This is a genomic window from Gordonia polyisoprenivorans NBRC 16320 = JCM 10675 (genome assembly GCF_000241325.1).
GTDB classification, from domain to species: Bacteria; Actinomycetota; Actinomycetes; order Mycobacteriales; family Mycobacteriaceae; genus Gordonia; species Gordonia polyisoprenivorans.
On the sequence record NZ_BAEI01000085.1, the window covers coordinates 1 to 22,497 of the forward strand.

At 68.9% G+C, this 22,497-nt stretch carries 20 protein-coding genes; 6 read left to right on the forward strand and 14 right to left on the reverse strand.

Features of this window, described 5'->3' with window-relative positions:
* From GOPIP_RS22965 to GOPIP_RS23020, 12 genes are all read right to left on the reverse strand, one after another.
* Positions 1 to 1,406, reverse strand: a 1,406-nt coding sequence (locus tag GOPIP_RS22965; RefSeq protein ID WP_006372223.1) for a bifunctional ADP-dependent NAD(P)H-hydrate dehydratase/NAD(P)H-hydrate epimerase, incomplete at its 3' end; no start/stop codon positions are given.
* 15 nt (positions 1,407 to 1,421) lie between these two features.
* A complete protein-coding gene (glmS, locus tag GOPIP_RS22970; RefSeq protein WP_006372224.1) occupies positions 1,422 to 3,284 on the reverse strand; it encodes a glutamine--fructose-6-phosphate transaminase (isomerizing) in 1,863 nt (620 codons plus the stop codon).
* Positions 3,285 to 3,290: 6 nt separating this feature from the next.
* Complete coding sequence (locus GOPIP_RS22975) at positions 3,291 to 4,232, reverse strand: dienelactone hydrolase family protein (RefSeq protein WP_006372225.1); 942 nt, start codon at positions 4,230 to 4,232, stop codon at positions 3,291 to 3,293.
* A gap of 10 nt (positions 4,233 to 4,242) precedes the next feature.
* Positions 4,243 to 4,503 carry a hypothetical protein gene (locus GOPIP_RS22980; RefSeq protein WP_006372226.1) on the reverse strand — a complete coding sequence of 87 codons (261 nt, stop codon included), beginning with the start codon at positions 4,501 to 4,503 and terminating at the stop codon, positions 4,243 to 4,245.
* Positions 4,500 to 5,543 (reverse strand): hypothetical protein, encoded by a 1,044-nt coding sequence (locus GOPIP_RS22985; protein WP_006372227.1) that lies wholly within the window; start codon positions 5,541 to 5,543, stop codon positions 4,500 to 4,502. The genes GOPIP_RS22980 and GOPIP_RS22985 overlap by 4 nt, the downstream gene beginning before the upstream one ends.
* The gene (locus GOPIP_RS22990; protein ID WP_006372228.1) at positions 5,536 to 5,910 is read right to left on the reverse strand and encodes a hypothetical protein; all 375 of its coding nucleotides are present in this window, start codon (positions 5,908 to 5,910) and stop codon (positions 5,536 to 5,538) included. The genes GOPIP_RS22985 and GOPIP_RS22990 overlap by 8 nt, the downstream gene beginning before the upstream one ends.
* A gap of 169 nt (positions 5,911 to 6,079) precedes the next feature.
* Positions 6,080 to 6,775: an HAD family hydrolase gene (locus tag GOPIP_RS22995; RefSeq protein ID WP_006372229.1), complete on the reverse strand. Its 696-nt coding sequence runs from the start codon at positions 6,773 to 6,775 to the stop codon at positions 6,080 to 6,082.
* 13 nt (positions 6,776 to 6,788) lie between these two features.
* Positions 6,789 to 8,117 (reverse strand): phosphoglucosamine mutase, encoded by a 1,329-nt coding sequence (gene glmM / locus GOPIP_RS23000; protein ID WP_006372230.1) that lies wholly within the window; start codon positions 8,115 to 8,117, stop codon positions 6,789 to 6,791.
* A gap of 1 nt (position 8,118) precedes the next feature.
* Positions 8,119 to 8,715, reverse strand: coding sequence for a 30S ribosomal protein S9 (gene rpsI, locus GOPIP_RS23005; RefSeq protein WP_006372231.1), 597 nt, complete (start codon positions 8,713 to 8,715; stop codon positions 8,119 to 8,121).
* Complete coding sequence (gene rplM, locus GOPIP_RS23010; RefSeq protein ID WP_006372232.1) at positions 8,712 to 9,155, reverse strand: 50S ribosomal protein L13; 444 nt, start codon at positions 9,153 to 9,155, stop codon at positions 8,712 to 8,714. The genes rpsI and rplM overlap by 4 nt, the downstream gene beginning before the upstream one ends.
* A gap of 221 nt (positions 9,156 to 9,376) precedes the next feature.
* A complete protein-coding gene (locus tag GOPIP_RS23015) occupies positions 9,377 to 10,702 on the reverse strand; it encodes a type VII secretion-associated protein (RefSeq protein WP_006372233.1) in 1,326 nt (441 codons plus the stop codon).
* A 5-nt stretch (positions 10,703 to 10,707) separates the two neighbouring features.
* Positions 10,708 to 14,940: a type VII secretion protein EccC gene (locus GOPIP_RS23020; protein WP_020171754.1), complete on the reverse strand. Its 4,233-nt coding sequence runs from the start codon at positions 14,938 to 14,940 to the stop codon at positions 10,708 to 10,710.
* Between the two features lie 162 nt (positions 14,941 to 15,102).
* Here GOPIP_RS23020 and eccD point away from each other — a divergent pair, with 162 nt between their 5' ends.
* Both eccD and mycP read left to right on the forward strand, forming a co-directional pair.
* Positions 15,103 to 16,635: a type VII secretion integral membrane protein EccD gene (gene eccD / locus GOPIP_RS23025; RefSeq protein ID WP_006372235.1), complete on the forward strand. Its 1,533-nt coding sequence runs from the start codon at positions 15,103 to 15,105 to the stop codon at positions 16,633 to 16,635.
* Positions 16,636 to 16,706: 71 nt separating this feature from the next.
* Entirely contained in the window at positions 16,707 to 18,071 is a 1,365-nt protein-coding gene (gene mycP / locus GOPIP_RS23030) for a type VII secretion-associated serine protease mycosin (protein WP_006372236.1), read from the forward strand.
* 33 nt (positions 18,072 to 18,104) lie between these two features.
* On the opposite strand, the gene GOPIP_RS23035 is transcribed toward mycP, so the two are convergent.
* Positions 18,105 to 19,058: a 4-hydroxy-3-methylbut-2-enyl diphosphate reductase gene (locus tag GOPIP_RS23035; RefSeq protein WP_014359464.1), complete on the reverse strand. Its 954-nt coding sequence runs from the start codon at positions 19,056 to 19,058 to the stop codon at positions 18,105 to 18,107.
* A 52-nt stretch (positions 19,059 to 19,110) separates the two neighbouring features.
* On the opposite strand from GOPIP_RS23035, the gene GOPIP_RS23040 reads away from it, so the two are divergent.
* From GOPIP_RS23040 to GOPIP_RS23055, 4 genes are read left to right on the forward strand one after another with little or no spacing between them, the layout of a single operon-like run.
* Complete coding sequence (locus GOPIP_RS23040) at positions 19,111 to 19,803, forward strand: lipid droplet-associated protein (RefSeq protein ID WP_006372238.1); 693 nt, start codon at positions 19,111 to 19,113, stop codon at positions 19,801 to 19,803.
* The gene (gene xseA / locus GOPIP_RS23045; RefSeq protein WP_006372239.1) at positions 19,800 to 21,092 is read left to right on the forward strand and encodes an exodeoxyribonuclease VII large subunit; all 1,293 of its coding nucleotides are present in this window, start codon (positions 19,800 to 19,802) and stop codon (positions 21,090 to 21,092) included. The genes GOPIP_RS23040 and xseA overlap by 4 nt, the downstream gene beginning before the upstream one ends.
* Complete coding sequence (locus GOPIP_RS23050) at positions 21,089 to 21,400, forward strand: exodeoxyribonuclease VII small subunit (RefSeq protein WP_006372240.1); 312 nt, start codon at positions 21,089 to 21,091, stop codon at positions 21,398 to 21,400. Before xseA ends, GOPIP_RS23050 begins: the two co-directional genes overlap by 4 nt.
* A gap of 30 nt (positions 21,401 to 21,430) precedes the next feature.
* Complete coding sequence (locus GOPIP_RS23055) at positions 21,431 to 21,913, forward strand: GNAT family N-acetyltransferase (protein WP_006372241.1); 483 nt, start codon at positions 21,431 to 21,433, stop codon at positions 21,911 to 21,913.
* An 11-nt stretch (positions 21,914 to 21,924) separates the two neighbouring features.
* Here the strand turns inward: GOPIP_RS23055 and GOPIP_RS23060 are convergent, their stop codons facing one another.
* Complete coding sequence (locus tag GOPIP_RS23060; protein WP_006372242.1) at positions 21,925 to 22,497, reverse strand: DUF4245 domain-containing protein; 573 nt, start codon at positions 22,495 to 22,497, stop codon at positions 21,925 to 21,927.

Sequence of the window (22,497 nt, forward strand, 5' to 3'; positions counted from 1 at the left end):
GGCCGGAGTGCGCCGAGGAGAGCCGACGCGCCGATGGGGGCGCCGCGCGCCGCCAGCGCGGCGGCGCGCGCGTGGACCCGGGCGGCGGCGGCACCGGCCCAGATCGGCGGGAGCCCGGCCGCGAGCAGTGCTCCGGCGATCCCCGAGAGCACGTCTCCCGCGCCGGCGGTGGCCGCCCACGACGATCCGGCATCGTTCCCATGAACGACGCCGTCGGATTCGGCGACGAGAGTGATACGTCCCTTGAGGAGTACGGTCACCCCCCACCGCCGGGCCAGCGACGAGACCGCGCCGAGCCGGTCCGGGCCGACCGGTTCGCCGGTGAGACGGGCGAATTCGCCGGCGTGCGGGGTGAGCAGTGTCGGCGCGTCACGGCCGACGACGAGATCGTGGTGGTCGGCGACGAGGGTGAGCGCGTCGGCGTCGACGAGCACGGGCAGATCGGTGCCCAGCACGGTGCGCAGCACCTCGAGTGCGGCGGCGTCGGTGCCCGCTCCGGGCCCGATCACCCACGCCTGTACCCGGCCCGCATCGGAGAGATCCGGCACCGCAACCACTTCCGGGAAATGTTCGACGACTTCGGCGTGCGCGGAACCGACGTAGCGGGTCATGCCCGACGTGGCGGTGACGGCGGCGCCCGAGGCGAGGATGGCCGCGCCGGGATAGCGGTGCGAGCCGGCGATCACGCCGACGACCCCTTGGGTGTACTTGTCGTCGTGGGCGCCCGGAATCGGCCATGCCTCGGCGATCTCGGTGTCCGACAACGAGCACAGGAAGGGACCGCCCTGCCGGCCGATGGTTCCCGACAGCCCGATGTCCACCACGTGGATGCGCCCGCACTGCGGTCCGGCGAGCAGGTGCGCGTGACGCAGCACGCCGAAGGTGACGGTGACATCGGCGCGCACCGCCGGGTGATGGACCTCGCCGGTGTCGGCGTCCACGCCGGAGGGCAGGTCGACCGCGACGACGGTCACACTCGGGTCGAGCGCCGCGAACACCTCGGCGGCGTTGTCGCGCAACGGACCTCGCCCACCGATGCCCACCACACCGTCGATGACGGCGTCGAGATCGGCGGGCAGTGCCGCGACGACACGCCCACCGCGATGTCGCAGCGCGGCCAATCCGGCCGGGTGCGCCTTGTCGGGGGCAAGGAGTACGGCGGTCACGTCGACACCACGGCGAGCGAGCTCCGCCCCGGCGAACAGGGCGTCGCCACCGTTGTCACCGGCACCCACCACGAGCCCCACCCGGCGTCCGTAACATCCGCCCGTAGAAGCGAATTCGCCGATGACAACCTGCGCGACGCCGTGCGAGGCGCGGCGCATCAGGGTGCCGTCGGTCAGTAGGTGCCCGGTGGCGCGCTCGGCGGCCCGGACCTCCTCGGCGGTGAAGTGACTGACCGGCATGGGCGCGTCCCGGACCTACTCGACCGTGACCGACTTGGCCAGGTTGCGAGGCTTGTCGACGTCGTAGCCACGGGCCTGCGCGACACTGGCGGCGAACACCTGCAACGGCACCGTCGACACCAGCGGCTGCAACAGCGTCGGCGTCTTGGGGATCGGGATGAAGTGATCGGCAACGGATTTCGCCGATGCGTCGTCGTCCTCGGCGATCACGATGGTGACTGCCCCGCGGGCCTGGATCTCCCGGATGTTGGAGACCATCTTCGAATGCAGGACCGCACGACCGTCGGGTGAGGGCATCACGACGATCACCGGCAAGCCGTCCTCGATGAGTGCGATCGGGCCGTGTTTGAGCTCGCCGGCCGCGAAACCCTCCGCGTGCATGTACGCGAGTTCCTTGAGTTTCAGCGCACCCTCGAGCGCCACCGGATACCCGACGTGACGGCCGATGAACAGCACAGTGTTGTGATGGGCCAGCGAGTGAGCGAGCTCGCGCACCGGTTCCATCGTGCCCAGGACGTCACGGACCGCCTCGATCATGTGCTCCATCGCCGCAAACTCGCGGGCGACCTCGTCGGCGTACTTGGTCCCGCGAGCCTGGGCCAGAGCCAGGCCGACCATGTAGGCCGCCGCGATCTGGGCGAGGAAACACTTGGTGGAGGCCACCCCGATCTCTGGTCCGGCGTGGGTGTAGAGCACGGCGTCGGACTCGCGCGGGATCTGCGCGCCGTTGGTGTTGCAGATCGCCAACACCCGGGCCTTCTGGTCCTTGGCGTGCCGGACGGCCTCGAGGGTGTCGGCGGTTTCGCCGGACTGCGAGATCGCCACGACCAGCGTCGAGCGATCCAGCACCGGGTCCCGATAACGGAACTCGCTGGCGAGTTCGACCTCGACGGGCAGTCGCGTCCAGTGCTCGATCGCGTACTTGGCCAGCATCCCGGCGTGGTAGGCCGTGCCGCAGGCCACGACGAAGACCTTGTCGACGTCACGCAGGTCCTGATCGGTGAGGCGTTGCTCGTCGAGGACGATGCGGCCCTCCTCGAGATGGCCGAGGAGGGTATCGGCCAGCGCGGCGGGCTGCTCGGCGATCTCCTTGAGCATGAAGAAGTCGTAGCCGCCCTTCTCGGCGGCGGCGAGGTCCCAGTCGATGTGGAACGGTTTACCCGCCCGGGGATTCTGGTCGAAGTCGGTGATGGCGTAGCTGTCGGCGGTGATCACCACGACCTCGTCCTGGCCGAGCTCCACCGCTTCGCGGGTGTGCTCGATGAACGCCGTCACGTCGGATGCGACGAACATCTCGCCGACACCCACGCCCACCACGAGCGGGGTCGAGCGGCGTGCCGCCACGATCGTGCCCGGATGATCGGAGTGGGTGAACACCAGCGTGAACGCACCTTCGAGACGGCGCAGGGCGCGGTAGGCACTCGCCACGAAGTCACCGGCGTCGGGGCCGTTCACATACTCGCGTTCGACGAGATGGACCGCGGTCTCGGTGTCGGTGTCGGAGGTGAACTCGATACCGTCGGCCTCGAGTTCGTCACGCAGCGGCGCGTAGTTCTCGATGATGCCGTTGTGCACCACGGCGAGCTTGCCGTCGGTGCTCGCGTGCGGGTGCGCGTTGCGGTCGGTCGGCTGACCATGGGTCGCCCACCTGGTGTGGCCCATCCCGGTGGTGCCCGACAGCTTCTCCCGCCCGACGCCGGCGATCACCTTGTCGAGGTTCTCCAGCCGTCCGGCCTTCTTCTCGATCGCGGTATGCCCGTGGCCGTCGAGAATTGCCACACCCGCCGAGTCGTAGCCGCGATACTCCATCCGCCGCAGCGCTTCGACCACGATGTCGAGGGCGTCACGCCCTCCCACATATCCGACGATTCCACACATAGAAGGTCAGGGTACCGGGATTCTGCGGGCGATCCGGCCACGCTGTTCGCGGGGCTTGGCGCCGAGCAGACGAGAGATGTGATCCAACTCGTGTTCGGGCTCGTCGGAGGGGTCGACAACCAGACTCTTGCCGATGACGGCCTGCGGGTCACCGAACCCGGCATAGTCGGTGTCGCCGGCAACGGTGTGCAGGAGGAATCCCGTCATCAGTGCGCGGACCTGCCGATGTGTGGTCTTGTCGGCCCCGTTCGCCCCGAGGATCGTCTTCCAGGTGCGGCGTTCGAGAAGCCCGCGACTGGTTGCGGCAGGCAGAGTGCGCAACACCACATCACCGCCGTACACGCGCGCGAGCGGACGGGCATTGGCGTCGAAGGTGTCGAGTTCGGTCCCGGCGGCCAGGATGAGCCCGGGCGCGGTGACGCGTGGCGCGGCGGCCGGCAGCAATGCGGTCGTCGGGGCGGGGAAGATCGCCACCACACCCGACGTCGGCACCGGTTCCTGACCCAGCAACAGCTCGTCGGAGGCGGCGAGCACCGCGGCCGCGGCGCCGAAGCCGTGTCCGGCGAACCCGACCTTCGCTGCGTCGACGGTGATCCCGCCGTCGCCGAGGGGCGCACTGCAGACCACACCGAGTGCCGAACGCATCTCGGCGGCAAGTCCCACATCCGAGGGCATCAGTCCGCGCTGCCCCTGTGGGAGTGCGACGACGAAACCCCACGAGGCCAGGTGGTAGGCCAGGTCCCGGTATCGGTTGCCGCCGGACAGCCAGGTGTGGCCGAACGCGATGGCCGGTAACCGGGTGCCCTCGGCGGGCGTGAACACCCGCCCCTCGATTCCGACGATGCCCAGATTGCCCGCGAGCACACGGTGCGGACCGCGCCTCGTCAACGCCTTGAACTGCTTGGCAGGGGGCTTGGACGGCTTGCTGGATCGCTTCTTGCCGGACACGGGAAACAGCCTATTCGGTTGCGGCCGCGCCGTGGGGACTGGCCTCGGCGATGTCGGCGGGCAGCAGGATCCGCGGCGTGGCGTTGTCGGCGGCATCGGCCGCGGTCTGCAGGTCGGTGCGCAGTTGCGACACCTCGGTGCGGTGTGCGTGCTGGTGATCGTCGAGTCGGGCCACCAGCACCTGCTGCGTCTCGCTGAACTCGCGGGACGCGGCGGTCAGGCTCCCGATCGTCGATCGGGTGAGGTGTTCGATCTGCTCGGCCGCGTTCATTGATCACCTGCCAGAGCCAGATCCGACGCCGGGGCCCGCTGGGTTCCGGGACTCGGCGCAGGTGCCGGGGCCGACTGGGGTGTTGGGTCCGCTAGGGGTGTCGAAGGCGATTCGGCTGCCGGCGCCGGCTCGGGTCTCGGGGCCGGCTGGATACTCGAGCCGGTCTGACCAGTGCCCGCCTCCTCCGCGGTGAGTGTGAACGGTACGTCGGGGCCGTCCGGGGCCGGACTCGACTTCGGTTCGACGGCGGGCGATCCGTCGGTCACCGTGACGTGCGCGGGTTGTCCGGCGGCCACGGGTCGCGCGGCGTCGGGCGTCGGTACCTTGCCCTCGACGGGGACATCGCCTCGCTCGTCCGGTGAACCGCCGTCACCATCCGGCACGCGCACCCGCGCCGGTGCCTCGGTGCGTTGAGTCAGATCCCACTCGTCGGCGGATCGGGTAAGGATCGACAGAATTGCCTGCACACCGCTTTGAGTGGCGTGTGCGGTCGTGGTCAGCAGCGCGATCCGGGAGGTGATGTCGGCGGCGACCACAGCGGGCGGGACACGACCGGTCAGCACCGCCGCGGGTAGCTCGGGCAATGGCACGCCTGCGACCAGCGGCGATGACAGCCGGGCCACCGTGCGATACCAGGTACGCAGGATCTGATCGATTCCCGCCGCTGCGGCGCTCGTCGCCTCCGCCACGGAGCGGACCACCGCCAGATCGGCCTCGGCGCGGCGTTGGTGTTCGATCACCAGGCCGACGGCAACGGCTCCGGCACCTGACGACCAGCCGTGGTCGAGACGTATCTGCTGCTCGGGCAGCCGGTGCATCTGGTCGGCGACGACCCGGTGCACGGCGGCCAGCCGGCGTGCGTCGGCGGCCAGCCCGGGGATGTCGAGCCGTCCGGTCCGCGCCAGTACTGCCCGGAGTTCATCGTCGGCGGGGACGGCCACCCCGACGACGCGGCCGGCACCGAGCACCGAGATCAGGTCCTCGACGCCCGCGATCGCCCGATCACGTAGCGCGACAAGTGTTTCCGACGGATCAGCCATCCGAATCAGCTCCCGCCACCGCGGCGGACACACCTCGCGCCGCCTCGTCGTCGGCGGCATCGATCGCGGCGAGTCCGCGCGTCAGGAGCTCTGCGAGCGCCGCGGCCGACTCCGACTGATCACGCAATCGTCCGGTCAGCACCCGGCTGATCTCGGTGAAGCGGCCGGCGAGCCGGGCGTGGTCGTCATCGTCGGCGGCCCAGGTGCCGAATCGGTGCTCGTCGAGGTCGCCCGCGGCCACCGCGAGTACCTGCGAGGTCTTGCGATAGAAGTCGGCGACGGCGAGCACCTCGTCGGTTTCCACCGACACCCCGGCCCTCGACGTCACCCCGGTCGCCTCCTCGGATGAGGCTGCCTCGTGCTTCATACCGACTCCCTCCCCTGCCCATCATCACTCGCCTCGAGATGTCCACCGTGAGGTTGGACGCACGCGACGTCCCCGTGGTTCCCCTCACGCCAGGTTTCACCCAACTGACCCAAGTCTCACGTATCGGGCGCCGACGTGCGCGGCTTTCTTCTCCGGGCCGGTCGCACCGTCAGAGGTCGATGCCGTGCGCGCGGACGGCGTCGCCGAGCGCGGTGGGCCGCTGCTCCGGCGGGAGGTCGTGCACGAGTTCGAAGGCGGCGCCGATCCGGCGGGCTCCGCCGTCGGCCTCCTCGCTGTCCCCGACCATCAGGCAGTCATAGCCCGCCACGCCGAGCGCATCGAGCGCGGCATGGAAGATCCGGGGATTGGGTTTGATCGCACCGACCTCGTAGGACAGCGCGTACGCGCCGACGGTGTCGGCGAGGTCGTGCAGCGCCAAGACTTTTCGGAGATCGAAGGCGATGTTGCTGACGACGCCCACGGGAATCCGCCGGGCGGACAGCGCGGTCAAGACCGCCGCGGTGTCGAGGAAGGGTACCCACGAGTGCGGGTCGAGTACCCGTTCGTACAGCGATTCCGCCTGGCCGGGCACGGTGAGCCCAGAAGTGCGCAGCATCGCCAGATACGCGCGCCGATGTTGGACGGGATCGAGATCTCGCTGCTCCCAGGCGATCCGGTCGTCGTCGATGATGTCGGCGGGCAATCCGACCGGCTGGGTCATCCGGCGCACCAACTCGGCCTGCGCGTCGACGTGCAGCGGCCGGCCCTGCTGGTCGTGGAGGTCGGCGAACCACTCGTCACGTGCCTCGAAGCGGAAGAGCGTGCCCGAGAAATCGAACAGGACAGCCTTCGGGACACCGCTCATGACCGTGTGTGCGTCACGCGCCGGCGGTCTCGACGACGTCGGCGACGCGCGCGGCGATCGTGTGTGCCAGATCCGGGGTCGGTGCCTCCACCATCACGCGAACCAACTGCTCGGTTCCGGACGGGCGCAACAGGATTCGACCTCCGTCACCGAGCTCGGCCGCTGCGGCCGAGACCGCCTCGGTGACGGCCGCCGCGGTGGCGACCGCATGCTTGTCGGTGACGCGCACGTTGATCAGTTCCTGCGGCAACACCGTCATGACGGCCGCGAGATCGGCCAGTCGCGAGGAGCTCTCGACCATCTCCGCCATCAGCAGCAGACCGGTGAGGATGCCGTCGCCTGTGGTGCCCGAGGCCGGGACGACGATGTGCCCGGATTGTTCGCCGCCGAGCGAGAAGCCACCGCGGCGGAGTTCCTCGAGGACGTAGCGGTCGCCGACAGCGGTGGTGCGCAACGTGATTCCCGCTTCCCGCATCGCGATGTGCAGGCCGAGGTTGCTCATCACCGTGGCGACGAGCACGCCCTCGTGCAGGCGTCCGTGGCGGTGCAGCGCGGCTGCGAGAATCGCCATGATGTGGTCGCCGTCGACGATCTGGCCGGTGGAATCGACCGCGAGACACCGATCGGCGTCACCGTCGTGGGCCAACCCGAGGTCGGCGCCGTGTTCGAGTACCGCGGCCTGCAACTTCCCCATGTGGGTCGAGCCGCAGTCCTCGTTGATGTTGATGCCGTCGGGGTCGGCGTGAATGGGGATGACCGTGGCCCCCGCGGCGGCGTAGACCTGCGGGGCGATGAGTGACGCTGCGCCGTTGGCGCAGTCGACCACTACGGTCAGCGAGTCGAGTCGCACATCGATCGCCTCGGCCAGATGCCGGGCATAACGCTGCGACGCATCGGGCGCGTCGGACAGTCGGCCGACGCCGGCACCGGTGGGACGGGGCAACTCGGTGTCCATCGCCGCGGCGATACGGTCCTCGATCTCGTCGTCGAGTTTGTGGCCACCGGCGCCGAAGAACTTGATCCCGTTGTCGGGCATCGCATTGTGCGACGCCGAGATCATCACGCCGAACGCTGCGCCGTAGTCGGCGGTGAGAAAGGCGATGGCCGGGGTGGGCAGGACGCCGACGCGGATCGCATCGACACCCGAGGCGGCCAGCCCGGCGCAGACCGCGGCCTCCAGCATTTCGCCCGAGGCGCGCGGATCCCGGCCGACGACCGCGCGGGGTCGGGGGCCGGTACCGAGAACGAACGCGGCGGCCGAGGCCAGGCGCAACGCGAGCTCGGTGGTGAGCTCGGCGTTGGCCAGGCCTCGGACGCCGTCGGTTCCGAAAAGGCGTGCCAAGTCAGCGCTTGGAGTACTGCGACGCCTTGCGGGCCTTCTTCAGGCCGTACTTCTTGCGCTCGACCGCACGCGGGTCGCGCGTGAGGAAGCCGGCCTTCTTCAGGGCCGGACGATCCTCCGGGGTGACCTCGATGAGGGCACGGGCGATCGCCAGACGCAGCGCGCCGGCCTGGCCCGAGGGGCCGCCACCGACGAGCTTGGCGTAGATGTCGAACGACTCGGTGCGCTCTACGGTGACCAGCGGGGCCTTGATCAGCTGCTGGTGCACCTTGTTCGGGAAGTACTCCTCGATGGTGCGGCCGTTGAGGTGGAACTGACCGGAGCCGGGCACCAGGCGAACACGGACCACGGCCTCCTTGCGGCGACCGACGGTCTGGATCGGGCGGTCGATGACGACCGGGCCACGATCGAAGGCGGGCTCGGCGACGGCATCGGCGTCGTAGTCGTCGGCAGCCTGCTCGACCGACTCGACAGCCTCGACGGCGGCTTCGACGGCGCTCTCGGCAGCTGCGGTGTCGTCACCGGCGGCAGCCTGGACCTCGGCAGCGTTCTCCACGGCGGCCTCGACGGCCTCGTCGGAAATGTTCTCGTTGCTCACTGGGCCACCTGCTTGATCTCGAAGGGGACGGGGCGCTGGGCCGCGTGGGGGTGATTCGGGCCGGCGTAGACCTTCAGCTTGGACGCCATGGCGCGGCCGAGCTTGGTGTGCGGCAGCATGCCGGTGATGGCCTTCTCGACCACGCGCTCGGGGTGGCTCTCGAGCAACTCGGCAGTCGTCTGGACCTTGAGGCCACCGGGATGCCCGGAGTGCCGGTAGTTCAGCTTGCGCTCGGCCTTGTTGCTGGTCAGCGCGACCTTCTCGGCGTTGATGATGATGACGAAATCGCCACCGTCGACATGCGGGGCGTAGGTCGGCTTGTGCTTGCCGCGGAGCAGGTTCGCGCTCTGCACGGCCAGCCGGCCGAGCACCACGTCGGTGGCGTCGATGACATGCCACGCGTGGGTGATGTCACCGGCCTTCGGGGTGTAGGTAGGCACAGTTGGTCCTTCAACTCTTGTCATGGATGCTGGTCGGGCACGACGGCAGAGGATGTTCCGGCGACCAGTGGGGACCCGGGCCTCGACTACCTCCTCGCACCGCGCTCGATGAGCACGACGAGAAGGTGCCACGTACCAGCGATCCAGGCTACGCGAGAGCCCAGGTCAGGGTCAAAACACGCTTCATCCGCGCCGGCGGAGTACCCGTCGGCACCCGCAGGTCAGGCCGGGGCGATGCGCGCCGAGGCCACCGCCTGCGCGCATGGTTCGTCGACGGAGTCACCGCCGGTGCCGGCCTGGCATCCGACACTCACCTGTAGATCGTGCTCGACGAGCACGTACCAGCGGATCGGCGCACCCGATGCCGGGGCCTCGCGGTAGCTGATCACATCCCGCCCGGCGAAGCGGGTCGACGCGGAGAACTCACTGACCACGTCGTCGCCACGCTGGGCGATCCGATTGCGCAGGCTCAGCGCCACCGACGACGGCGTCGAGCCCGCCCGCACGGTGCTCTGGACCAGCAGGATGCGGCTACCGTCCTCGGGGGCGACGAACACGATGCGCGACTGCACCGACGAGGACGTCGCACCACTCGGCGCACTCTGCTCGGCCTGCTGCCAGTCGGTCGGGATCAGCAGACTCGTCCGCCCCTGGGTGACGCGGTGGTCGGCGGGCGCAGGTGGCCGGTCGTGTCGGGTCAACGCCACCGCGGCGACGACACCGACAACAAGCATCGCGACCGCCAATGTCGCGCCGAGCACCTGCCATCGCGTCAGCTCCACACGCCGGCGCCCCGACGATGCGGCCACCCGCGCCTCGAGGTCGCCGAAATCCAGCGGCTCGAGGTGGGCGACGCGAGAACCCCAGCGGGCGATCAGTCGGCGATCGACCGACACGACCCGGCCGGCCACAGCGTGGTCGAGGATCAGGTCGACGGCCCGGCCCACCTCCGCCGGATCGTCACCGTCGACGTAGACCGCCTCGACGCCGTCGTCGATCGCCTCTTCGACCGCCGCGGCGTCGGCGGCCGTCGAGCCGGCCGGGCGGAGCACCGCGGAATCCTCGATCTCCCAGCCGGCGGCCCCGCGACGCAGACGCTGCACGCCCCAGCGCGGCGGCACCGGTGCGCAGTGGTGCGTGGGCCGGTGGGTGGTCTCGACGACGGCGCACCTGCTGACCGTCGCATCGGCATGGCTGCGGGCGACGAGGATCGCCCGGGGTACCAGCGTGATGTCCGGGCGCAGCGAGCCCGCGGCCCGGGTGAGCACCCCTCTACGTATGGCACCCCAGGTGCTGGGATGGCCGATGAGCAGGGGCCCGCGGTACCCGCCGATCATCTGCGCGAACACCTCACGCCAGCGTTGTTCGACGCCGATCCGGACCCCGCCTGCGACGATGACGTCCGCATCGATGGCCTCGAGGAGGTCGGTGACGTCCGGGCCGCCGACGGCACCGATCGTGGTGTGCCCGTAGGCGAGATCGATCACGAGCGGTCTCGCCGAGGTCGTCGTCGCGGCGCCCGGGATGGCCCGGTCGGTGGCCAGCATTCCCGTCATGGGGTGTGCGGACCGGTCGGGTCGGAGGTGGCGACCTGGATCATCTCCTGCGTGCGGGTGCGGGACACGAGTTCACCGCGGCCGGGCACCAACCGCTGCATGCGGGTTCGTCCGGTGATGTATCCCTCGTCGCGGTCACCGCTCATCAGCAGCATGTCCGACGAGAGATCCTTGAGTCGCCCGATCACCGGGTCGAACAGCGCCCGCCCGAGTCCGCCGGAGCGACGCGCCAACACGATGTGCATACCGATGTCGCGGGCGTGGGATGCCAGATCGATCAAGGGCAGCAACGGATTCCCCGACGAGGTGGCGACCATGTCGTAGTCGTCGACGACGATGTACACGTCCGGTCCCGACCACCAGCTGCGTGCCTTGAGCGCATCGACGGTGAGGTCGTCGGGTGGCAGGCGTTTGGTGAAGTACGCGGCGAGCTGGTGCATCATCTTCGTCGCGTTCTCCCCCGAACTTGCGTACCCGGCGAGATGATCACCGGTGATGATGCCGAGCATGGTGCGGCGGTAGTCGATCAGCACGATCTTCACCTGATCCGGCGTGGCCCCGCCGACCAAACCCGAGATGATCGTTTTCAGGAGTGTGCTCTTGCCGTGCTCGACGTCGGCGAAGGCCATGAAGTGGGGCTGCACACCGAAATCCAGGATGACCGGGGCGAGTTCGAGCTCCCCCACTCCGATGGCCACCTGGTGGGGACCGAGGACGATCTCGGCGTCGGCGACGAGCTCGGCAACGCGTGCCGCGGAGATCTCGGTGCCGAGCTTGCGCACCGGTAGTGCTCGCCGGTCGGGGTAGGCCAGCGAGATCGTGTCGAGGGCGAGTTGTCCGCCCATCGGCAATGTCGCCGGCGAGGGGTCGCCGTCGAGGCGCGGTAATGCCACCAGCAGATGCATACCGTCGGGGCTGAGTCCACGGCCGGGCCGGTTGTGCGGCACCTGCGAGGCCGCTTTGCGTCCGAGCTCGGAATCCATGGCGTCACCGAGGCGTAGTTCGAGTCGACTGCCGATCAGGTCCCGCATCGCCGGGCGGACCTCGGCCCAGCGGGTGGCCGTCACGATCAGGTGGACGCCGTAGGAAAGCCCCTGGGAGACGATGATCCCGATCTGTTCTTCCAGGAACTCCATCTCCCCGCGCAACACGCCGACCCCGTCGAGAACCAGGAACACATCGCCGTGCGGGTCATCGGCGAGCGGATCGTCGGGCCCGGTGCGGCCGGTCCGCATCCAGTCCTGGCGCCGCGCACGGTAATCGGACATCGACTCGATACCGAGACGGGCGAACCGCAACTCCCGCGCCCGCACCACCGCGGTCACCTCGGCGACCGTGCGACGCACCGCGTCCATGTCGCCGCGGGTCGCGACCGAACCCACGTGGGGCAGGCCCGCGATACCGGCGAGGGAACCCCCACCGAAGTCCAGACAGTAGAACTGCACCTGTTCGGGGGTGTGGGTGGCGGCCGCGGCGACGATCAGCGTGCGTACCGCGGTCGACTTGCCGGTCTGGGGGCCGCCGACGACCGCGACGTTGCCTGCCGCACCGGACAGGTCCAGGACGTGCTGGTCACGGCGCTGATCGAAGGGCCGGTCGATGATGCCGACCGGTACCCGCAGGTCGCCGGGTGCCGACGGTGTCGAGAAGTCGCGGTCGCCGATCAACCCGTCGACGGTCGGCGACTCGTCGAGCGGTGGCAGCCAGACCTCGTGGGCGCTGGGCCCGGCACCGGCGATCCGTCCGACGAGGGTCTGCAGCAGGGACGGAACGCTCACGGTTCCGGCGGTCACGCCCGCCGGCTCCGGTGGGATGTCGGAGGTGGCGGTGGACGCAGGTGGGGTCGACGCAGGTGGGGTGGACGCAGTGGGGGCCGGCACGGAAGGGGGTGAGGAGGCGGGCGGCACCGCCGACAGCAGTGCGGCCGCCTGGTCGAGCACCGAGCCACCGGCACCAACGGACGCGGCGGGCGGCACCCGATTCGTCCCCGTCGTATCCAGGCCCGAGGCGTCGTCGGCGGCGTCGAACGGGACGGGCAGGGCGGTGAACATCTTCATCGCACCCCGTAACCCCGGCGCGTCACCGACCCCGGTCACGGTGTCTCGCACGTCGGCGGGCGGTTGATACGGACCCGAGACGTAGCAGGTGTTGAACCTGATCGGCTCGCCCGCATCGCATTTGAGGTATCCCGAACCGGGCACGCTGGGCAGATGGTACGCGTCGGGAACCCCGAGTACCGATCGGGATTCGTTCGCCGAGAACGTCTTCAGACCGATCCGATACGAGAGGTGGCTGTCGAGACCGCGCAACTTGCCCTCCTCGAGTCGTTGGGAGGCAAGCAGCAGATGAATGTGCAGCGACCGCCCGAGCCGTCCGATCGCGACGAACAGTTCGGCGAAATCCGGTTTCTGCGCCAGCAATTCGGAGAACTCGTCCACGACGATGAACAATGCCGGCAGGGGTTGCAACGGAGCGCCGGCGGCGCGGGCCTGTTCGTATTCGGTGACGTTGGCGAAGTTCCCGGCCGCGCGCAACACTTCTTGACGACGATTCAATTCCCCCGACAGCGCATCCTTCATCCGGTCGACCATCGCCAATTCCTGCTCGAGGTTGGTGATCAAGGCCGCCACATGGGGGCTGCGTTCGAGCCCGAGGAAGGTGGCGCCGCCCTTGAAGTCGACGAGGACCAGATTGAGCTCGGCGGGTGAGTGGGTGGCCAGCATCGCCACCACGAGCGTGCGCAGGAATTCCGACTTTCCCGAACCGGTTGCGCCGATGCACAACCCGTGCGGACCGGTGCCGCCGTGCGCGCTCTCCTTGATGTCGAGTTCGACTGTCCCACCCGATGGTGTGTAGCCGATCGGAACGCGCAAGCGGTCACGCCCGGTGCGCCCTCGCCAGTGCACCGCCGTATCGAAGCGGGACACATCGTCGATGCCCAGTAACGCCGGTAGTCCGGGGTCGAGGGCGGTGGCCTCGGAATCGAGACTGGCCAGGGAGGCCGCCGTCGCCAACCGATAGCGAGCCAGCCGTCGGGCCATGGCCTCGCATTCGGCGATACCCAACGCATCCATCGTCGCGAAATCCTCGGTGCCATAGGCACTTCTCGCCGACACCGTGCCGTCGGAGACCACCAGCTGCAGTCCGCGTCTGGCGGCGAGCCCGTCGGGTGGTGCGGTCAGATCGAGTACGGTGACGCCCTCCATCCCGGCGTCGTTGACGAGCCGCTCGGCTCCGGTCACCCTGCCGTCGTCGATGATCACCACCAGGTGCACCCGACCGGGAGTCGGCGGCGCCGACCGGGAGAACCGGCCGCGGTCGGCCAGTTCGGTGGCGAGCGCGGTCTCCAGGTCCGCCAATGTCGGGAAGATCATCCGCATCGGTCCGACGGCATCGGCCAACGAGGGATGCCCGACGTGCGGCAGCCACTTCGCCCAGTCCCAGGCCTCACCGGCCGGGTCGGCGGTCACCACGGCCACCCGGAGATGGTCCGGCCCGTGGAAGGCACACAACTCGATGACCATGGCGCGCAGCAGTTCTCGGGTCTCCTGACGCACACCCTCGATGTTGATGGCCGGAAAGCCCCGCAGTGACACCGCGGTCGGCAGTCGGTGCACCACCGAATGCGTCCGGACGAATCGCCGCAGCGCGACCATCGACACCGGCTCGAGATCCTCCAGCGGCCCGGTCTCCGGCGGCACCAGACGGGTGGCCAATCGCTGCGTACCCAGACCGACCCGCACATGCGCGAAATCGTTGTCGGCCGGTCGCCGCTCCCACATCCGGCGCGTCCCGATCAGATCGGGAATGCTGCGCGGATCGGGATGGCTCCAGGCCAACGCCGCACGCTGTGCACCACTGGTGTCGCCGACCTGCGTGCGCAGGCCGGCGAGGTAGCGGAAGTAGTCCTTGCGTTCCTCGTTGAGTTCGGCGGCCTTCTTGCCGCCCCCACGACCTCCCGCTGCGAACATTCCAAACATCGACATCAGCATCATCAGGGGGAACATCATGAACAGCGGATTGGTCAGGATGTTGCGACCCCCGGTCGCGAACATCATCGCCAACATGCCGATGACCGCGACCACCATGATCACCGGCAGCAACTTCAGCAACATCCCGCCCGGAACCACCCGCGGCACATCCGGGGGCGGCTGGATGTTCAGTTCACCACCGGGCGCACGTGGTGGCGTGATCCGTGGCCGCCGCACGAAACCATCGGTTGTGCTCACCTGTCCCCCTCGTCCCCTCTACCTCGCCCCTCGCGCGTTGTCCCCCGTCGACTCACCGAGACGTTCCGTACACCGTGTTATCCACCGGAACGAATAGGACATCTCACCCAAAGCCGAACGTGTGGTTATGGTAACTGCGAATCAAGGGGGAGGAACGTCGAGATGTCATCTGTGGATACCCGACCAGCGGCACCCGCCGAGAACGGTGCGCTGCGGGCGTCGGCGCCGTCGATCGAACCCGCGTTGGTACGGGTGTCGGTGCTCGGCGGCAACACCCAGCTCGACGTCGCACTTCCGGCTGCAGTCCCGGTGGCTGCGCTCCTCGGCGATCTCGTCACCCAGATCGAGTCGCGCAGCCCGCGCCGGCGAGACCCCGACGACACCGAGCCGGATCCGAGCGGCGACAACGTGCTCGATCGGCGGTCACGATGGACCCTGTCGCGCATCGGGCAGCCGCCGCTGCCCGTGAACCGTTCGCTCGCCGACTCCGGGGTGCGTGACGGCGACCTGCTGATGGTCACCTCGGTGCGCACCGACGATTCGCCGGCACTGTTCGACGACGTCGTCGATGCCGTTGCGCGCCTGAACGAATCGCGCTTCGCCAACTGGTCGGCGCAGGGAGCCCGGGTGATCGGATTCGCCGCGGCGATCCTGGCGGGCATCGTCGGCGCGGTGGCCCTGGCCGGGATGCGGTGGCATGCCGATGTCTGGTGGCCGGCGATCCCGGCCGCGACGATGACGCTGGCGTTGGTCACCGCATCGGCCATCGTCGCCCATCGATATCGCGACGACACCACGGCGACGGTCCTGGCTGCCGCGGCCGCTCCGACGGCGTTCGTGGCCGGCATGCTCACCGTTCCCGGACCCTACGGCTCCGCGCATCTCTCGCTGGGGTTCGCGGTGGTGGTGCTCGTCTGCGTCGTGTCCTATCGGCTGAGCGCGGTCGGCGCGGTGGTGCACGCCGCCCTGCTGACCGCCTCGGTGATCGGTGGTGCGATCTCGCTGGCCGCTCTGCTCATCGACAGCTCGACGCGCAATGTCGCCGCCGTCGGCGCGGCCGCGGCGTTGCTCGTCGTCGCGATGGCGCCCCGGCTGACGATCGTGTTGGCGAAACTACCGCTGCCGCCGGTGCCGACGGCTGGTGTGCCGCTCGATCCGGACGACGCCCAGCCTGTCCCCACCATCGAGGGCATCGGCGCGATCGGAGCGATGGCTCTTCCGAAAGCCGATGCGCTCGAACGTCGTTCGTATCTGGCGAACGCCTATCTCACGGGCATCGTGGCCGGTGCCACCGCGGTGATCGGCCCCGCCGCGGTCATCACCGCGACCCCGTGGAACGGCGTCGACGCCAAGTCGATGGCACTGGCGGTCATCCTGGCCGTCGTGTTGTGCCTGCGCGGCCGCTCACACAGCGACCTCGTGCAGGCGTGTGTCCTGATCGGCGGTGGGGTGCTGACCCTCGCTGCGCTCGTCGGTTCGTTGACCGCGGTCGACGGGTGGTGGCCGTTCGTCGGATTCGTGGTCGCGGCAACAGCTCTCGTTGTCGCACTCGTGGTCGGTGTGCTCGCACCCGGACATGAGTTCTCGCCGGTGATGCGACGCCTCGCCGAGCTCGGCGAGTACGCCCTGATCGTGGTGATCGTGCCGCTGCTCGTCTGGATTCTCGATCTGTACCAGACGGTTCGGGACATCTAGTGGTCCGTCACGGAGCTGGGCGACCGGCGTCCGGAGTTGTCCGTCGTCGTCGTTTCCCGACCGGCCTCGCCATGGCACTGGCCGTCGCCACGCTTGTCGCCGTCTCCGGTGGTGGGCCCGCCTTCGCGCTGAGTCCGCCTCAGGTCGATCCGGGGGCGTTGAACCGGTCCGCCCCGGTGGCGCCGCCCGAACCCACCGAACAACGCACGCTCTGCGCGCGACCCGTCGCCGTCACCGCCGCGAGCCAGCCCTCTCCTGCTCAACAGATGATGAATCTGGAAGAGGCCTGGCGCTTTTCGCGCGGAGCGGGACAACGCGTCGCCGTGATCGACACCGGTGTCACGCCGCATCCCCGACTGCCTCGATTGCGCGGCGGCGGCGACTACGTCTCGGGTGGCGACGGACTCGCCGACTGTGATGCGCACGGCACGCTGGTGGCCGGGCTCATCGCGGCCGCCTCGTCGCCTGACGACGCGTTCTCCGGAGTCGCACCGGATGCCTCGATCATCTCGATTCGCCAGTCCAGCAGCGCCTTCGACGCCAAGGACCGGCGTCGCGACGACGCGGACCCGGCGGTCGGCGGCGGATACGGGTCGGTGACCACCCTCGCCAACGCGGTGGTCCGCGCCGTCGACCTCGGTGCCACGGTCATCAACATCTCCGAGGTGGCGTGTTCCCCGGCGGGTGCCCGGCCCGCCGACCGTTCGCTGGGCGCCGCGGTCCGCTACGCCTTCGACCGCAACGTGGTCGTGGTGGTCGCTGCAGGCAACCTGTCGCAGGGGTCGGCGTGTGCCGAACAGAATCCGCCACCGCTACCCGGCGATCCCGACGGGTGGGGATCGGTCCAGACCGTGGCCAGTCCCGCCTGGTTCTCGCCCTATGTTCTCGCGGTGGGCTCGGTCGATGCCGGCACCGGAGCGCCGAGCTCGTTCAGCTTGCACGGGCCGTGGGTCGATGTCGCGGCACCGGGTACCGGGATCATCAGTCTCGACAGCACTCCCCGCAGTTCGTCGCTGGTCAACGCGCAGCGGAGCAACTCGGGCCCGCTTCCGTTGCTGGGCACCAGCTTCTCCACCCCGTTCGTCGCCGGCACGGTGGCATTGGTCCGCGCACGGTACCCGGGGTTGTCGGCGGGTGAGGTGATGGACCGTATCGTCCGCACCGCGCACGCCCCGGGACCGGGCCACGATCAGGCGATCGGTCACGGGGTCATCGACACCGTCGCGGCGCTGACCGCTGAGCTGCCCGAGGGACCGCTCGCCGATCCCGAGGTGCCTGCGGCGATCGCGGCTCCCGCGGTGGCGCCGGCACCCGATCACAGCCCGCGCAACGTCGCGCTGGTGGGCGTGGGGCTCGCCGCGGCCGTGGTGGTTGCGGTTCTGGCGCTCTCACTGCCTCATCGTCGGGTCCGTCGACTCGACCCTGACGAGTACTAACCGGAATCCGGGTACGACGGATCCGGTGTTGGGTTACTTGGCCGTTCGAGCCGGCCGCAGTTCACGCGGCAGGGCGAAGGTCAGCGTTTCCTCGGCGGTGGTGACCTTTTCTACGGAATCGAAGCCGTACTCGGACAGGAAGTCGATGACCCCACGGACCAGGACCTCCGGCACCGATGCACCCGAGGTGATGCCGACGGTCTCGACGCCGTCGAGCCAGGCCGGGTCGATCTCCCGCGCATAGTCGACCAGGTAGGAGGCCGACGCGCCGTTCTGCAGCGCCACCTCGACGAGCCGCACCGAGTTCGACGAGTTCTTCGAGCCGACGACGATCACCAGGTCGCACTTCGGGGCCATCGCCTTGACCGCGACCTGACGATTCTGGGTCGCATAACAGATGTCGTCGCTCGGCGGGTCGTTGAGCTCGGGGAATCTCTCACGGAGGCGGCGCACGGTCTCCATCGTCTCGTCCACCGACAACGTGGTCTGGGAGAGCCAGATGACCTTCGATTCGTCACGCACACTCACGGTGTCGACGGCGTCGGGACCGTCCACGAGCTGGATGTGCTCCGGCGCCTCCCCCGCGGTGCCCTCGACCTCCTCGTGGCCCTCGTGACCGATGAGCAGGATGTCGTAGTCATCGCGGGCGAAGCGCTTGGCCTCTTGATGCACCTTGGTGACCAGCGGGCACGTGGCGTCGATGGTCTTGAGGTTGCGTTGCGCGGCGGTGCGATGCACCTCCGGGGAGACGCCGTGGGCGGAGAACACGACGATGGCGCCTTCGGGTACCTCGTCGGTCTCGCCGACGAAGATCGCGCCACGCTCGGCGAGAGTGTCGACGACGTGCCGGTTGTGCACGATCTCCTTGCGGACGTAGACGGGCGCACCGTGCTTGTCGAGTGCACGCTCGACGGTCTCCACGGCGCGATCCACGCCGGCGCAATATCCCCGCGGTTCGGCGAGCAGGATGCGCTTGGATTCAGTCATGTCCCCAAGGGTACGTGTTGGACCACTCGCCGCGAGATGGCAGAGTGAACCCATGGTTCGTGCTCCTTATCCGGCCCGTATCGCCGCAGGTCTCGTCGTCACGGCCGTCGAAGAGACGCGCAAGTTGCCGACTCTGCTGTTCACCCTGCCGGTGACCGCGGTCAGCGAGACGCTGCAGTTGGCGATGCGCGCCCAACAGGGCATCGCCGAGTTGGCCATCAAGGGCGACACCGCACTGGAAATGATCTTCGACCGCCCCAGCGAAGAACCCGCGTGGGCGCGGTTCGACGAGGATGACGCCGAGGTCGCCGATACCGTCGTGCCGATCGAGTCCGGGCGGGCGAGCCTCACCGACACCACCGATGACGAGCACGACACCGCTGCGGACGACGACACCGGGCCCGCGCCGTCCGAGTCCACACCCGCCGAGTCGCCGGCCCCGCGCGCCAACGCCGGGCGATTCGCGCTGTACTCATCGGCCCCCGAGGAGGTCATCACCTCCTCGACCACCGGCCCCGGCAGTGACACCCCGGCGCCCACCGGTCCGGTGCCCGAGGTCGTCGAATACACCGAATACGACAACCTCACCCTGGCCCAGCTGCGTGCCAAGCTGAGGTCGGTCGGCGTCGACGAACTCTCCGAGTTGCTCGCCTACGAGAAGGCCAACCGCAACCGCGCTCCGTTCATCACCATGATCGACAACCGGATCACCGCGGCCGAGAACAAGCGCACGCCATCGAAGTGAGCGGTGGCGGTTCGGCGAATTCGGCCGACAACCCGTGGCCGGTGCGCACCGTCAACACGAAGATCGCCGACTGGATTCACCGGCTCGGCCAGATCTGGGTGGAGGGCCAGGTCACCCAGATCAGCCGCCGCCCCGGTACGCGCACATCGTTTCTGACGCTGCGCGATCCGGCCGCCGACATCTCCATCTCGGTGACCTGCAGCCCCGATCTGCTGGCCCGCACCGAGGTCCCGATCACCGATGGGGCTCATGTGGTGATGCTCGGTCGTCCCAGCTACTACACCGGCCGCGGCACGATCTCGTTGCGCGTCAGCGACATTCGCCCCATCGGCGTGGGTCAGCTGCTGTTGCGCATCGAGCGGCTACGGCAGCTGCTGGCCGCCGAGGGACTCTTCGACGCGCGTCTGAAACGTCCGATCCCGTTCCTACCGCGCACCATCGGCCTGATCTCCGGCCGCGCCAGTGCCGCGCAACGCGACGTGGTGTCGGTGGCCTCGGCGCGGTGGTCGGCGGTGCGCTTCGATGTGCGCGATGCACCGGTGCAGGGCCCGACGGCGGTACCGCGGATCATCGGCCACCTTCGCGAGCTCGACGCGCACGCCGACATCGACGTCATCATCATCGCCCGCGGCGGCGGCAGCGTCGAGGACCTGTTGCCATTCTCCGACGAGGCGCTTTTGCGGGCGGTCGCCGCGTGTTCGACGCCCGTGATCAGCGCGATCGGCCACGAACCCGACAATCCGCTCCTGGACTTCGTCGCCGACATCCGTGCCGCCACCCCCACCGACGCGGCCAAACGCGTGGTCCCCGACGTGGAGGCCGAACTCGCCGGGATCGCCGCCCTGCGCCGCCGCAGCGCGCACGCCCTGCGCAACTGGGTGCACCGCGAGGACCGGGTGATCGCCGGCCTTCGTGCCCGCCCGGTGCTCGCCGATCCGTTCACCGTGCTCGACCGACACAACGAACGCGTCGACCGACTGCGAGCCGATCTGCGTCGTACCCTCATCGGCCGACTCGACACCGAGGACCGCCGCACCGAACATCTCGGGGCCCGGCTGGCGACGCTGGGGCCTGCTCAGACGCTGGCCCGCGGCTACGCGGTCGTGCAGCGCGTCGACACCGACCCGCCGCACGTGCTCGACTCCGTGGACGGTCTGCCGACGTCGGCGCGGCTACGAATCCGGTTGGGCGACGGATCGATTCACGCCGACGTCACCTCGATCGAATCGGCCGCGCACTCCCCTCACCACCACGACGAGACCGACGACCATGCGCAGGAGGAACAGTGAGTCCCCAACGGGCAGCCAAGAATTCGGCTTCACAGAAGGCCGACACCTCCGACGACGGACGCACCCCGGTCGACGAACTCGGATACGAACAAGCCCGCGACGAACTCGCCGAGGTGGTCGCGACCCTCGAGCGAGGGGGCCTCGACCTCGACGCGTCGCTCGCGCTGTGGGAACGCGGGGAGGCACTCGCCGATCGCTGCGAGGCTCACCTCGCCGGCGCACGCGAACGCATCGAGGCGGTGCTCAACGACGGTGAGGAACTCGATCACGAGGACGACACGGAGGATGACGACGAGTTCGACGACTGAGCTTCGAGTCAGAAGAAGACGAGGAGCACAGTGGCCGAAGCGACGATGATCTCCGAGTGCACCAGTCCCACCGACGTGGCCGTGCTGCGATGGGCCTGGGCGCGGGAAACCGCGCCGGAGATACCGGCGTGGTCGGCCGATGCCGAGTTCGTCACTGAGGTTGAGCGCTGGATGACTGCCCCGCACCGGTCGGTGTGGACCGCCGTTACGGAGGTCGTGGCAGCGGATCGCACAACGTCGGCCGCGGTGGGCATGGTCTGTCTGACCGAATACACGCGCATGCCCAGTCCCAGGTCTGTTGCCGCGGGATCGTGGGGATATCTCGGGCATCTCTTCGTAGCTGCCGAACATCGAGGCCGCGGCATCGGCCACGACCTCATCGAAGCGGTACTCAGATTCGCCGACGCTCGAGGCTACACCAAGGTCGTTCTGTCCCCGACCTCGAAATCCGTTCCGCTATACGCACGTTGCGGATTCAGCACTGACAACGATCTGATGGTTCGCTACTGCTGACGCGGTGCGCGTCAACCCCTACCCGGCAGCGGCTGCTGCTCGATCACCGATTCGGCCATCGTGGCCATCCCGCTGTCGGAACCGGTGGACATGACCGCGATTCGGACCGACCCGAGGTCGGTGATCCAGAATTTGTTGCCGTCGTGGGTGCTGTAGGTCACCCAGCGCTGCCCACCGATCTCACGGGTGCCGGTCCCCGAGGCCACGGTCGAACCATCGGCGAGATGGTCGACGAGTTCGTCCTCGGACGCGTCGGTCTGGGTCAGCTGCACGTAGCTACCGCTGTTGGTGATCCAGCCGACGTTGCTGACCACGTGTCCGGCCACGTTCTCACGGCTGCCCGAACTCGGTTTCCATCCGGCGGGGTCCGGCGGCTTGCGGATCGGGAAGGGCAGCGTCTGCGAGTCCGAGAGCAGCGCACCCTGCACGTCGAACGGGCTGCGCCGGTCGTCGGAGGCACTTCCGGTGAGCCCCACCGAGCAGTTCCCCGAGGCGATCGCGACGAGCGCGCAGATCGCCAACAGCGGAATGATCGACCAGATCATGTCCTTACCGCTGACGAGATAGCGCGGTTTCTGGGCCAT

Coding starts and splice junctions, on each gene's coding strand:
- glmS (WP_006372224.1), bottom strand. CDS start 3,284: ATGTGTGGAATCGTCGGATATGTGGGAGGGCGTGACGCCCTCGACATC.
- GOPIP_RS22980 (WP_006372226.1), bottom strand. CDS start 4,503: ATGAACGCGGCCGAGCAGATCGAACACCTCACCCGATCGACGATCGGG.
- GOPIP_RS22985 (WP_006372227.1), bottom strand. CDS start 5,543: ATGGCTGATCCGTCGGAAACACTTGTCGCGCTACGTGATCGGGCGATC.
- GOPIP_RS22990 (WP_006372228.1), bottom strand. CDS start 5,910: ATGAAGCACGAGGCAGCCTCATCCGAGGAGGCGACCGGGGTGACGTCG.
- GOPIP_RS22995 (WP_006372229.1), bottom strand. CDS start 6,775: ATGAGCGGTGTCCCGAAGGCTGTCCTGTTCGATTTCTCGGGCACGCTC.
- GOPIP_RS23015 (WP_006372233.1), bottom strand. CDS start 10,702: ATGCTGGCCACCGACCGGGCCATCCCGGGCGCCGCGACGACGACCTCG.
- eccD (WP_006372235.1), top strand. CDS start 15,103: ATGTCATCTGTGGATACCCGACCAGCGGCACCCGCCGAGAACGGTGCG.
- mycP (WP_006372236.1), top strand. CDS start 16,707: ATGGCACTGGCCGTCGCCACGCTTGTCGCCGTCTCCGGTGGTGGGCCC.
- GOPIP_RS23035 (WP_014359464.1), bottom strand. CDS start 19,058: ATGACTGAATCCAAGCGCATCCTGCTCGCCGAACCGCGGGGATATTGC.
- GOPIP_RS23040 (WP_006372238.1), top strand. CDS start 19,111: ATGGTTCGTGCTCCTTATCCGGCCCGTATCGCCGCAGGTCTCGTCGTC.
- GOPIP_RS23060 (WP_006372242.1), bottom strand. CDS start 22,497: ATGGCCCAGAAACCGCGCTATCTCGTCAGCGGTAAGGACATGATCTGG.